Annotated in this window: 13 protein-coding genes; 6 read left to right on the top strand and 7 right to left on the bottom strand. The window is 69.1% G+C overall.

Going from position 1 to position 12693, the window contains the following annotated elements; translation table 11 throughout:
- Positions 1–11 precede the first annotated feature (11 nt).
- The 7 genes from C8D93_RS18340 to C8D93_RS18370 form a co-directional block, all read right to left on the bottom strand.
- On the bottom strand, positions 12–515 hold the full coding sequence (locus C8D93_RS18340; protein ID WP_110266693.1) for a hypothetical protein: 504 nt from the start codon (positions 513–515) through the stop codon (positions 12–14).
- An 85-nt stretch (positions 516–600) separates the two neighbouring features.
- Positions 601–1404, bottom strand: a complete 804-nt coding sequence (locus C8D93_RS18345; RefSeq protein WP_170124106.1) for an outer membrane lipoprotein-sorting protein — start codon at positions 1402–1404, stop codon at positions 601–603.
- 41 nt (positions 1405–1445) lie between these two features.
- Entirely contained in the window at positions 1446–2447 is a 1002-nt protein-coding gene (locus C8D93_RS18350) for a HupE/UreJ family protein (RefSeq protein ID WP_110266695.1), read from the bottom strand.
- On the bottom strand, positions 2447–3385 hold the full coding sequence (locus C8D93_RS18355; protein WP_110266696.1) for a peptidylprolyl isomerase: 939 nt from the start codon (positions 3383–3385) through the stop codon (positions 2447–2449). Before C8D93_RS18355 ends, C8D93_RS18350 begins: the two co-directional genes overlap by 1 nt.
- 2 nt (positions 3386–3387) lie before the next feature.
- Positions 3388–5382, bottom strand: a complete 1995-nt coding sequence (locus tag C8D93_RS18360) for a DUF3604 domain-containing protein (protein ID WP_170124107.1) — start codon at positions 5380–5382, stop codon at positions 3388–3390.
- A gap of 118 nt (positions 5383–5500) precedes the next feature.
- Positions 5501–6463 (bottom strand): alpha/beta fold hydrolase, encoded by a 963-nt coding sequence (locus C8D93_RS18365; protein WP_110266698.1) that lies wholly within the window; start codon positions 6461–6463, stop codon positions 5501–5503.
- A gap of 12 nt (positions 6464–6475) precedes the next feature.
- A complete protein-coding gene (locus C8D93_RS18370) occupies positions 6476–7249 on the bottom strand; it encodes an SDR family oxidoreductase (protein ID WP_110266699.1) in 774 nt (257 codons plus the stop codon).
- Between the two features lie 157 nt (positions 7250–7406).
- On the opposite strand from C8D93_RS18370, the gene C8D93_RS18375 reads away from it, so the two are divergent.
- The 6 genes from C8D93_RS18375 (at position 7407) to C8D93_RS18400 (ending at position 12688) form a co-directional block, all read left to right on the top strand.
- Positions 7407–8237 (top strand): alpha/beta fold hydrolase, encoded by an 831-nt coding sequence (locus C8D93_RS18375; protein ID WP_170124108.1) that lies wholly within the window; start codon positions 7407–7409, stop codon positions 8235–8237.
- A 2-nt stretch (positions 8238–8239) separates the two neighbouring features.
- Positions 8240–9037: a fumarylacetoacetate hydrolase family protein gene (locus tag C8D93_RS18380; protein ID WP_110266700.1), complete on the top strand. Its 798-nt coding sequence runs from the start codon at positions 8240–8242 to the stop codon at positions 9035–9037.
- Positions 9034–9939 carry an acetaldehyde dehydrogenase (acetylating) gene (locus tag C8D93_RS18385; RefSeq protein ID WP_110266701.1) on the top strand — a complete coding sequence of 302 codons (906 nt, stop codon included), beginning with the start codon at positions 9034–9036 and terminating at the stop codon, positions 9937–9939. The genes C8D93_RS18380 and C8D93_RS18385 overlap by 4 nt, the downstream gene beginning before the upstream one ends.
- A gap of 168 nt (positions 9940–10107) precedes the next feature.
- Positions 10108–11169 carry a 4-hydroxy-2-oxovalerate aldolase gene (gene dmpG / locus C8D93_RS18390; protein WP_110266702.1) on the top strand — a complete coding sequence of 354 codons (1062 nt, stop codon included), beginning with the start codon at positions 10108–10110 and terminating at the stop codon, positions 11167–11169.
- A gap of 11 nt (positions 11170–11180) precedes the next feature.
- Complete coding sequence (locus tag C8D93_RS18395) at positions 11181–11726, top strand: VOC family protein (protein WP_110266703.1); 546 nt, start codon at positions 11181–11183, stop codon at positions 11724–11726.
- On the top strand, positions 11723–12688 hold the full coding sequence (locus C8D93_RS18400) for an SDR family NAD(P)-dependent oxidoreductase (protein WP_110266704.1): 966 nt from the start codon (positions 11723–11725) through the stop codon (positions 12686–12688). Before C8D93_RS18395 ends, C8D93_RS18400 begins: the two co-directional genes overlap by 4 nt.
- The last annotated feature ends 5 nt before the right edge of the window (positions 12689–12693 follow it).

Consider the following 12693-nt stretch of genomic DNA (forward strand, 5'->3'; position numbering starts at 1 on the left):
CGGGCGGGCGCTCAATACGACTGACCGCGATAGGTCCGCTTGGGCTTGGGCGCAGCGTCCGTCGCCGGATCTTCGTCGCCCGACGTGCTGGGCGAAGTCGGTGCATCGATGGCCACGCCGCGGTAGGTGCGCTTGGCACTGAGTTGTGCGGCGGCCTGGCGCGCCGCGGCTTCCGCATCGGCACGGGCGCGCGCCAGCGCGCGTTCGATCGCGCCCTGCAACGTCTGGATCAGCACCTGCATGCGGATCGGTCGCGCGATGTCGACGTCCACGCGCAGATGTCCGGCAAAGCGGATGACCTCCCGGGGGCGAAGCTGATGCAGTCCTTCGAGCGTCTTCGCCGTGAGCGGGTGGTCGACATCGGCGACGACGATGGCAGCGTCGTCGACCTTGGTCCACTCCAGGTCCGCCGGCAGCAAGGCCGGCCCGGATACCGCGCTGATCGCCGCCAGCAACACACGTCGTTCGTGGTCGCCGACGCCGAGCAGCGCCACCGTGACGGACGGCCGTGGCATCGCTCGCTCGAACCCCCGCTCGAACCCAGTACGGGTTCAAGCTCAGCAAGATCGGTGCCATGCCCGCGCCGACCGCGGGCCGGGGTCAGCGTGCGAGGTAGAAGCGCTCCGGATCGAAGTAGCGCGCCGGTGTCTCCTGCTCGGTGCGCACGTCGAGCACACGCAGCACCGTGTGACCGCCGTCGACGAGGTCCGTCATCGTCATCGATCCCACATACCAGTGGCCGTTCGACTGGACCATGGCATCGGGATCGGCACGCAGTCGCTTGACCACGCGCTCGCCCTCCAGGAACTCGAGCTGCCGGGTCAGGCAGGTGCGCCGATCGACCCAGCCGCGCACGCCGGTGTAGCGCGCGCCGGCATCGGCCTCGGGCGCGAAGCTCATCAGCCACGCCGGCTCGCCGTCGAGCTCGGCCTCGCCCTCGAAACGCGGCGTCGCGTCGCTGAAGGCGTTCTGCATCTGCTTGAACTCGTAGTAGCTGAAGTTCGTGCCCAGCAGCGCGCCGTCGGCGAACTCGCCGCTGACGCGGCGGACCCGCTTCACCGAGGGCAGATAGACCCACATGCCGTCGCGCTCTTCCTCTTCGGCCTGGCGGACGAGGTAGGCCGCGCCGTCGAGATAGTCCGGGGCATCGATGAGCAGCGTCGCCCGCACCAGCGGGTAGCCGGACTCGACGCCCTCGCGCTGCGCATACAGCCGCCCGCGCAGCACGCGCTCGCCCCCCTTGGGATCGGTGGCCGTCATCTCGATCTGCTGGATGCGCAGCCGGTCGGGCACGCTGGCCTGCATGCACGCCAGCACCGCACCGAGATCGGCCTGCGCCGCACCCGGCAACGCCAGCCCCAAGGCGATCAGGATCGCCGCCCCCACCCTCCGATCGTTGTTCATCCCTGTCTCCCTTAGTGTTCCGCCCGTCGTCGCCTGCGCCGTCAGAGCCACAGAACCGCCCCACGGTCCCAGCACCAGTAGGCCGCACAGCTGCCGATACCGTACGCCGCCGCGACCCGCGCCGCCATCCATCCACGCTGCCGGAATCCCGCCCGTCGCCACAGCGCGGCGATACCGAACGCGACGCCGACGGCGACGAGCTGGCCGAGCTCGATGCCGAGATTGAAGGCCAGCAGCGCCTGAGGAATCTCGTCGAGCGGCAACCCGGTTTCGGCCAGCGCACCGGCGAAGCCCAGGCCGTGCAGCAGGCCGAAGCCCGCGGCCATGGCCCAGGGCGGCGACCGCCGCGATGCCGGCGCCTCGCTACGGCGCAGGATCGCCGTCGCCAGCCACAGGATGCTGGCAGCGATCGCCAGCTCGGTCAGCACCGGGCTCACGCGCACCAGGCCCAATGCGGCCAGGCTCAGCGTGACGCTGTGGCCGAGCGTGAACGCCGTGAGCGTCCACACCAGCCGGCGCAGCCCGGAGACGAGCAGCAGCAGGCCGAGCACGAACAGCAGATGATCCGGACCGAGCAGCAGGTGTTCGATGCCCAGCGCCAGGTACTGCAGGAACACCGGCACCGCCGCGTCGGCGGGGGCGATCACGTGCACGCTGCGTCCGGCCTCTAGCAGCACCTGCTGCGCCGCGCCGTGCAGCCACTGGATACGCAGGATCACGTTGATGCCGGCGCGCTCGAGTCCATCGACGCCGATCCGGCGATGCACGATGCCGCCGGGGCAGCGCAGCGCCCAGTGCTCGACCCAGGCCGCGTCGCCGTCGACGGCCGTGCCCAGCTGGCGCTGCGCCGTGCAGCCGTCGGGCCACTGCGGCTGCAGCGGCGCCCCGGGTGTGCGCACGCGCGAACTGCGCCAGAGCACCTCGTAGTGGTCGGGCGCCGTTTCGTGCACCGACAGCAGCGCCGGCGCCAGCGGGTGTGCTCCGGCCGTCGCGGCCAGCAACAGGCCGGCGGCGGCGATCAGTCCGGACAGCGCCCCGCGCATCAGCCCGACTCCGCGCCGGCGGCGAACGGGGAAAGTTCGACGCGATAGCGCGCGCGCAGCGCCTGCAGCGCCGCCTGCCTGCGCTCATCGCGCTGCGAGACCGCCCAGGCGGTGGCGGCGCGCGCGCCGACGCGCGCGAGATCCGGCGAACGCGCCTCGACGCGCGATTCGACGAAGACGAAGTGCATGCCGAACGTGGACCGCAGCGGTCCGACCCACTGCGCCGCGGGTACGGCGGCGAGCGCGTGCGCGAAATCCGTGCCGTAGCGCCGCGCCAGTTCGGCCTCGCTGGCCGGGGGCTGGCGTGCGCCGAGCGGAAAGGCATCGCCGAGCGCGTGCGGGACGCCCCCGCGCACAAGCTCGGCCTGCACCGCCGCGATGCGCGGATCGTCCGCGTCCGCGAACCAGATCTGGCGGAAGCCGTGCCGCGCCGGTCCGGCATAGCGCGTGTCATGGTCGTGGACGTAGGCGCGCAGCGTCGCCTCGTCGGGCACCGCCGGCGCCAGCACGCGACGCTCCATGACCTGCAGCAGGCGCCGTCGCACGACCGGATCGCTGCGCGACATGCCGAGCGCGCGCGCCTCGAACAGCAGGGCGTCCTCGCTGGCGCGACGCTCCGGAAACACGAAGCGCATGTTCGCCAGCAGGCGTGCACGCGCGACCGGGTCGACGCCATCGAGTTCGAGCCGCAGGGCTTCGGCGAGCAGCAGCTCTTCGTCGACCGCCCGCGCGAGCTGCGCCTGCCACTCCGCATCGGCGGGTGCGCGGTCGAGCTGACGGCGCCACTCCGCATGCAGGTTCGCCTGCATCGCGGCGTCCACCGTGATCACCGCATTCGCGGGTGCCGGCGCATCCGCGCGCCACGCGTGCTCGGCGGCGAACAGCAGGCCGCCGATCAGCGCGAAGTGCAGCAGGGGCTGGCGCAGTACGCGTCGCATGCTCAGTCGGTTCCGGGCGCGTACCAGATCGGCGAGGTCCAGGCGCGTTCCTGCACGGTCCTGGGATAGTCCGCGTCGCAGCAACCGGCCCATTCCTCCGGTACCGCGTCCGGATCGCTGCAGTCGATGCCGGCGGCGACGCACTGGCGCGTGGCCCAGCGGCACCCGGGGTTGTCGATCACCCGCGCGTACCAGAACGCGGACTGCGCAGGGTCGAAATCCGGGTCTTCCCAGACGGCGCACAGGCTCGAGAAGCCGTTGCCGCTGGTCTCGCAGTTGGCGAGGTTCACGCTCGCGCCGTTGTCCGGGTCGCCGGCGACCTCGTAGACGCGCTCGTGGCGGCCATCGGCATCGACCCAGCCCTTGACGATCTGGATGCGCTGCAGCGGCTCGGCCGGATCGCCGGGCGCGCCCGGATCGCGCAGCGCCGACACCGCGAAGCGCGGTCGCGCCGCGACGGGCGACGACAGATCGCCGCCCATCGGCACGCCCTGCGCGTAGCCGGTCTCGACGAGATCGCCGCGCGCGCACAGATCGGGCGGCAGCGTCCAGCCGCCGAAGAAGCGGACGACCGGGCGGTGTCCGCTGGTCGCGTAGGCTTCGCGTCGACGCAGCGCCGCGAACAGCGCAACGCGCGTGTTCTCCTCGGCCCAGACCACGGCCAGCCCGCCGGGACTGTTCTCGATCAGGTCCGGCAGACCGGCCGGCAGCTCGTTGCGCGCGCCACCGCCGGCGCCGCCATGCCCGGGATAGGCCGCCTCCGAGGTCAGGCCGGGCGTGCCCAGATGCGTGTCCGAGCTGCCGACGAAGCCGTACTTGAAGGGATTGGCGCCGAGCGTGCGCTCCAGCGCCAGGCCCTCGGCGAGCGCATTGCGCAGGAAATCCTGTTCCAGCGGCGCGCCGCTCGCCGACGGGCTGATCTGGCTGCCGATGAAGTTGCGGTAGGCCAGCAGCTCGAAGCCGCAGAGCTCGTCGTTGGCACCGGCACCCACCGTCCCCAGGCATTCGGACTGACCCTTGTGCTGGTAGATCTCGGCAAGCGGCTCGTTGGCTTGGCGGATCTGCGCGAACTCGCGGGTGTAGTCGTTGTTGAAACGGTCCTGGGCCTCGAACATCAGGCCGCCCGACAGATTGGAGTTGTGCGGAATCGTCAGGTAGTCGCAGCCCTCGACCTGCGCGCACTGCTCGTCGAGCGCCTGCCACAGCAGTTCCGGCCGCGGATACTCCTGGTAGGCCGGCGGAATCTGCGGCACGACGTCGCTGCGGAAGATGACGTTGCGATGCAGGTTGTTTGACAGCGGCGCGCCGGTCCACTCGTAGCCGACAAAGGTCGTGAAGCGGCACTCGTCGCTGCCGTCATTGAAGGTCGCCGCTGCGAGCTGGATGTCCTGCCAGGGCGTCATCGCCGCGTCGAGGCAGATCTGGCCGCCCAGACCGCAGTACGGCAGTCGCGGGATGCTGCCACCCGTGCCAACGATGGGCAGGTCCGAGATCAGCGGAATATCCGGCGGTACCGGGAACTGCGGCAGCTCCGGCAGACCGACCGCGGCGAGATTGAAGATGATGAACGACTGATCCGGGAATCTGCGGTAGAGGATGCACTCTGCGCCGTAGTAGCCCAGATAGTCCGGGTTGGTGCAGATCTCGGTCTCGCCGAACAGCTCGGCGTGGTCGGTGACCGCGGCAAAATCCAGCGGCCGCGCCAGCTGGGTCGTGCGCAGCGGCTCGCCGTTGGCGTCATACGGCTGGATGCCGAGGCGCTCGCCGGCGGCGAAGCGATAGGCCTCGTGCGGGCCGACGATCGTGCCCTGCGTATTCGCATCCAGCGAATAGCGCGTATGCACGTGCAGATCGCCGAAGTACGGATTGCGCAGCGCGCTGTAGCCGACGCAGCGGCCGCTGCCGTCCGGCGGCGTGTCGACCTGCGTCGTGCTGTCGCCGCAAGCGGCGAGCAACATGCCGGCGAGCAGTGCCGCCGAGTGTTTCGTACCTCTCATCCCCTCTCTCCCACTGTGGTCTGTCATTCCCGCGCAAGCGGGAATCCAGGACGCAGACACGTGCCTCGCGATCACTGGATGCCCGCCTGCGCGGGCATGACGTCTCCGATCGCGCCTCTTACCGGCTCTCGCCCAGCGGCTGCAAAAATGCCTGCACCGCTGCCAGCGTGCGCGCCGGATCTTCCTCGTGCGGCACATGGCCAAGCTCGTCGAACATCACCAGCTCGCTGCCGGCAATGTCCTGATGAAAACGCTCGCCGTCGGCCGGCGGAATCAGGCGGTCCTGGCCGCCCCACAGAATCAGCGTCGGCACCGTCAGCTCGCGGATGCGCTCGGACCCGGGACCGGCCTGGGCCTGGGCGAAGCGCTGGCGCAAAGCCTCGCGGTTGCCGGCGCGCAGCGTCAGCTCGTAGTAGCGGTCGACCAGCTCCGGCGTGACCTTGCCCGGATCGCCATAGACGTTGCGCACGCTCGCATCGATCATGCCGCGCGGCAGCGTGACCCGCATCAGCGGCGCCAGCCACGGCGTGCGCGCGATGCGAAAGCCGATCGGCACGTCCTCGGGCTTCAGCGGGTAGCCGGCGGCATCGACCAGCACCAGCGCCGCAACCCGCCGCGGATGCGCGAGCGCGGTCTGCCAGGCGACCTGGCCGCCGAAGGAATTGCCGGCAATGATCGCGCGACGCACGCCGAGCCGATCGAGCAGCGCGACCACGGTTTCGACATAACGCTCGATCCGGTAGACGCCGTCCGGCGTCGGCCCGGTCAGACCGAAGCCGGGCAGATCGAGGCGGATCACCCGACGCTGCTCGCTGAGGCCGGCGGCCCAGCCATCCCAGGTATGCAGCGACGCCGAGGTCCCGTGCAGTAGCACGATCGGCGTGGTGCCCTTGCGCGGCCCTTCGTCGCGCAGGTGCACGCGCATGCCGCCGATGCGCACGAACTCCGACGGCGGCGGCGCCCAGCGCGCGCTCAGTTCCTCGACGCTGCGGTCGGGCGCCCAGCTCAGCACCAGGGCGGTGCCTACGGTCAGCACCAGCAGCAGGCCGACGCCGAACAGAAAGCGATAGAAGACGCGCATACCGGTTCGGCCTCAGCTCTTGTTGACGTTCGCGGCGTCGAGAAATGCCGGCCGCTCGCCGCCGCCGTGCAGCATCAGGTTCGTCCCCGAGACATAGGCTGCGGCATCCGAGGCCAGCCAGACGCAGGCGGCGCCGATGTCGGCCGGCTCCGCCAGCCGCTGCAAGGGGATGGTCTTGGCGACGGCGGCGACGCCGGCCTCGTCGCCGTAGTGCAGCGCCGACAGCTCGGTGCGCACCGGTCCGGGACTGACGCTGACGACGCGCACCTTCGGCGCCCATTCGACCGCGAGCGACTGCACCAGGCTCAGCACCGCCGCCTTCGAGGCGCCATAGGCCGCAGTGCCCGGCGACGGCCGCAGCGCACTGACGCTGCCGACGAACTCGATCACGCCGCCGCCGTCCTGCCGCTGCATCAGCGCGTTGGCCTTCTGGGCGAGATGGAACGGCGCCAGCAGGTTGAGCGCGAAGATCTTCTCGTGGAAGCGCGGCGAGGCGGTGTCGGCCATCGCGAACGGCGCCCCGCCGGCGTTGTTGACCAGCACGTCGAGCCCGCCGAGACGCTGCTCGATCTGCGCGAACAGCGCATCGACGGCCGCGGTATCGCGCACGTCGCAGGCGATGAATCCGGCGGCACGGCCGCCGTCTGCAACCGGCTCGGCCGGTGCCTCGCGGCCGCAGATGACCACCTCGGCCCCGGCGCGCAGGAACGCCCGGGTGATGCCGCGGCCGACGCCCTTGGCGCCGCCGGTGACCAGAACACGCTGTGCTGCCCCCTGCTGCGACATGAATCCTCCTGTGCGAAGCGCATCCTAGGCGATGCGGCCGGCGCACCCGTAGTCCAATCGGGTGAAGCCGCCGATTTGCGCGCTGCGGGACCATGCGCCCCTCACCGCCGCAGCGGCCTGCGCGCCTGCGCGCCGCACGACCGGACGCCACCTGCCCATGTCCAGCAAGCCCATTCCCGAGCATCAGTACGCGACGCTGCCCAACGGCTATCGCATCCACTACCTTGATGAAGGCAAGGGTCCGGTCGTCGTGTTCCTGCACGGCTCCGGCAACGGTGCCAGCGGCTACTCCAACTTCAAGCACAACTACCCGGCGCTGGTCGAGGCCGGCTACCGCGTCATCGTCCCGGACATGATCGGCTTCGGCTACTCCGACAAGCCGGACGACGTCGAGTACCCGCTGGACTTCTTCATCGAGTGCATGAAGCAGTTGCTGGACGTGGTCGGTATCGGTCGCTACACCCTGGTCGGCAACTCGCTCGGCGGCGCCGTCGCCCTCGGCTTCGCACTGGCCCATCCGGATCACGTCGAGCGCCTGGTGCTGATGGCGCCGGGCGGCCTCAACGACCTGCCGGATTATCTGGCGATGCCGGGCATGGCGATGATGTTCGGCCTGTTCAACTCCGGCGAGCCGGTGACCGAAGCGCGGATGAAGGAGTTCTTCCGCAAGGCCTTCGTCGTCGATCCCGACTGCGTGACCGACGAACTGGTGCGCGAGCGCTTCGGGATCATGAAGCTGCAGAACCCGCAGGTCATCAAGACCATGAAGGTGCCGAACATGACCGATCGCCTGGGTGAGATCGGCTGCCCGGCGCTGACGCTGTGGGGCCTCAACGAGAACATGATGCCGGACAGCGGCATCATGAAGCTGGCCAAGGGTCTGAAGAACGGCCGCATGGTGCTGGTGCCCAACTGCGGGCACTGGGTGATGATGGAGCACCGCGAACTGTTCAATCGCATGGTGCTGGATTTCCTGCGCAACGGCTGACCATGGCGATCTCCGACGACCGCATCGCCGCACTCGGCGACGAACTGTTCACGGCACTGCGCACGCGCGCGGTGCTCGCGCCGCTGACCGAGCGCGAGACTGGCATCGACATCGAGGACGCCTACCGGATCTCGCTGCGCTTTCTCGAACGCCGTACCGCCGAGGGCGAGAAGGTCGTCGGCAAGAAGATCGGCGTGACCAGCAAGCCGGTGCAGGACATGCTCGGCGTGCACCAGCCGGACTTCGGTTTTCTGACCGACCGCATGTGGGTGAAGAACGGCGCCGTCGTCGGCATCGCGGGCAGCGGCCTGATCCAGCCGCGTGCGGAAGGCGAGATCGCCTTCGTGCTGAAAAAGGACCTCAAGGGCCCCGGCGTCACCGAGGACCAGGTGCTCGACGCCACCGACTACGTCCTGCCGTGCTTCGAGATCGTCGATTCCCGCATCAGGGACTGGAAGATCCGGATCCAGGACACCGTCGCCGACAACGCCTCCTGTGGCGTCTTCGTCGTCGGCGACGATCGCGTGAAGCCGCATGCCCTCGATCTCGCCGCGGTGAAGATGGACATCACCAAGAACGGCGAGCACGTCGCCTCCGGCCTCGGCTCGGCGGTGCAGGGGCATCCGGCGACGGCCGTCGCCTGGCTCGCCAACACGCTCGGCCGCTACGGCATTCCGTTTCTGAAGGGCGAGATCATCCTGTCCGGTTCGCTGGCGCCCTTGCTGCCGGCGAGCCCGGGCGACCGTTTCCACATGACGCTGGCCGGCATCGGCGAGGCGTCCATCGGGTTTGAAGCATGAAAAAGATCAAGTGCGCCATCATCGGTCCCGGCAACATCGGCACCGATCTGCTGTACAAGTTGCAGCGCTCGAAGGTTCTGGAGCCGGTGTGGATGGTTGGTGTCGATCCGACGTCCGAGGGCCTGGCGCGCGCACGGCAGATGGGCTTGAAGGCGACCGACCAAGGCGTCGATGGGATGCTGCCGCACGTCAAGGAAGATGGCGTGCAGATCGCCTTCGACGCGACCAGCGCCTATGTCCACAAGGACAACTCCGACAAGCTCAATGCGCTCGGCGTGATGATGATCGACCTGACGCCGGCCGCGATCGGGCCGTACTGCGTGCCGCCGATCAATCTGAAAGAGCACGCGGGCAAGCGCGAGATGAACGTCAACATGGTCACCTGTGGCGGCCAGGCGACGATTCCGATGGTCTACGCGGTGTCGCGCGTGCAGAAGGTCAAGTACGCCGAGATCGTCGCGACGGTGTCGAGCAAGTCGGTCGGCCCCGGCACGCGCAAGAACATCGACGAGTTCACCCGCACGACCGCCGGCGCGGTCGCGCGCATCGGCGGCGCCGATGAAGGCAAGGCGATCATCGTCATCAATCCCGCCGATCCGCCGATCATCATGCGCGACACCATCCACTGCCTGACCGTGGATGCGCCGAAGCAGAAGGAGATCGAGCAGTCGGTGAAGGACATGGTCGCCGAAGTGCAGAAGTACGTGCCCGGCTACACCCTGGTCAACGGCCCGGTGTTCGACGGCAACCGCGTGACCAGCTTCATGCAGGTCGAGGGCCTGGGTGACTTCCTGCCCAAGTACGCCGGCAACCTCGACATCATGACCGCGAGCGCGACGCGCACCGCCGAGATGTTCGCGGAGGAAATCCTGTCCGGCCGGCTGACGCTGGAAGCGGCATAGAACCCGTCACTCCCCTCTCCCGTGAGCGGGAGAGGGGTCGGGGGAGAGGGCCGCGCGCAGCGCGGGACACACACCGACGCGCCTGCGGCGCGCCCTCTCCCGGCCCTTTCGGGCCACCCTCTCCCGCAGGCGGGAGAGGGAAGCAGAAGCGATGCAAGGAGTATCGAGATGAGCCAGAACCTCAAGGGCATCAGCATCAAGGTGCATGACATGTCGCTGCGCGACGGCATGCACCCCAAGCGCCACCAGATCACGGTGGAACAGATGAAGAGCATCGCCAAGGGTCTCGACGAAGCGGGCTGCCCGCTGATCGAGGTCACGCACGGCGACGGCCTCGGCGGCGCGTCCGTGAACTACGGCTTTCCCGCCGCGACCGACGAGGAGTACCTGCGCGCGGTGATTCCGTTGCTCAGGCAGGCCAAGGTCTCGGCACTGCTGCTGCCGGGCATCGGCACCGTCGATCACCTGCGCATGGCGGCCGATTGCGGCGTGACGACGATCCGCGTCGCCACGCATTGCACCGAGGCCGATGTCTCCGAACAGCACATCAACCTCGGCCGCAAGATGGGGCTCGACACCGTGGGCTTCCTGATGATGGCGCACATGATCGAGCCCGAGCAGCTCGTCGAGCAGGCGCTGCTGATGGAGTCCTACGGCGCCAACTGCCTGTACGTGACCGATTCCGCCGGCTACATGCTGCCGGACGACGTGACCGCGCGGATCGGCCTGCTGCGCGAGAAGGCCAAGCCGGAAACCGAGATCGGCTTTCACGGCCATCACAACCTGTCGATGGGTGTCGCCAACTCGATTGCCGCGGTCGCGGCCGGTGCGCGTCGCATCGACTGTGCCTGCGGCGGCATGGGCGCCGGTGCCGGCAACACGCCGATGGAGGTTTTCGTCGCCGTGTGCAATCGCATGGGCATCGAGACCGGCGTCGACGTGTTCAAGATCAGCGACGTCGCCGAGGATCTGGTGACGCCGATCATGGACTTCCCGGTGCGCATCGACCGCAACTCGCTGACCCTCGGTTACGCCGGCGTGTACTCCTCGTTCCTGCTGTTCGCGAAGCGGGCCGAAGCCAAGTACGGCGTGCCGGCGCGCGAGATTCTGCTCGAGCTCGGTCGCCAGAAGATGGTCGGCGGCCAGGAAGACATGATCGAGGACACCGCGATCACGATGGCCCGCGCGCGCGGGCTGCGGGACAAGGCCCCCGGGGCCAGCGCCGCCTGACGAACCTCGCGATGGGCGCGGACACGTCGGGGCCGATCCGCCAGCTCGCCTACGTCGTCGACGATCTCGACGCGAGCATCGATCGCTGGGTGCGGCTGCACGGCGTCGGCCCGTGGACGGTGTTCCGCAACGCGGCGATGCGCGGCAGCTGCCGCGGCGAGCCGACCGAGGTGCGCATGCACGTCGCGCTGTCGTACCGCGACGAGCTGCAGATCGAGCTGATCCAGTCGCTGAGCCGCACACCCTCGCCGTACCAGCATGCCGACGGCCGGCCGCGCCGCGGCATGCATCACATTGCCTGGCATTCGACGGATCTGGATCGCGATATCGCCGACGCGAAACGGCGCGGACTGGCTCCGGTCTTCGAGGCCGGCAACGGTGTCGTGCGCGTCGCAGACTTCGAAGCGCCGGATGAATCCGGCCCGCTGTACGAGCTGATCGAAGCGGTGCCGGCGGTACTCGACGGCTTCGCCGACGGCTGCCGGCAGTGCGCCGACTGGGACGGCATCACGGCAATCGCGGCGGACTTCGATCTCGGCAAGCCGGCATCGCCATGATCCGCCGCTGGATCGTGCGCCCGCGTCATGCGCGCCCTTGCCGGCTCGATGGCCGCCGCATCACCGGCGCCGCACCCGGGTCGATCGGCTACGAGACTGCACGCCAGCTCGCCGCCTGGGGTGCGGATGTGGTCGTCACCACACGTCGCGAGCCGCAGGCGCTGGCCGAACACCTGCGCAGCGCCGTTGCCGGAACCGCAGCCGGCGCCGGGGATCGAGGCCGCGTCGATGCGCAGGCACTGGATCTGGCTGACGCGGCATCGGTCGAGCGCTTCGCCGCGTGGCATGCGGACACCTGCGATCGGCTCGATGTGCTGATCAACAACGCCGGCATCCATCTCGATCTGCTGTCGAAGTGGAAGCAGCCGCAGCTCAGCGCCGACGGCCACGAGATCCACTGGCGCACGAACTACCTCGGCACGATGCACCTGACGCAGCGTCTGCTGCCGCAGCTTGAACGCAGCGGGAATCCGACGCGCCCGGCACGTGTCGTCAACGTCGTCTCGCAACTGCACGACAAGGGCGGCAATGCCGGCCTGTTCGACCAGACGCGGCCGTATAACTCCTGGGTCGCCTACGGCAACTCGAAACTCGCGCTGGTGCATGCGAGCTTCGAGCTGCAGCAGCGCTATCGCGCGCGGGGCGTGCAGGCCTATTGCCTGCATCCGGGCGCGGTGTTCACGCACATCGCCGATCGCGGCCTCGAGGGCACCGGCACAATCGAGAACATTCGCAAGTTCTTCGCCCCGGTCGAGGCCTTCTTCCTGCTGACCCCGGCCGAAGGCGCGCAGACCTCATTGCGTTGCGCGACCGACGCGCACGCCCAGGGCGGCCACTACTACCGCAATTGCGCGGTCGCCGCGCCGAGCATGGACAGCGCCGATGCCGCGGTCTCGTCACGCCTGTGGGACCAGACCTGCGCGTGGATCGACTCGCTGGCACCGACACCTGCAGCGCACTGAACCCG

The sequence above is a fragment of the Sinimarinibacterium flocculans genome (assembly GCF_003201205.1).
Taxonomy (GTDB): domain Bacteria; phylum Pseudomonadota; class Gammaproteobacteria; order Nevskiales; family Nevskiaceae; genus Solimonas; species Solimonas flocculans.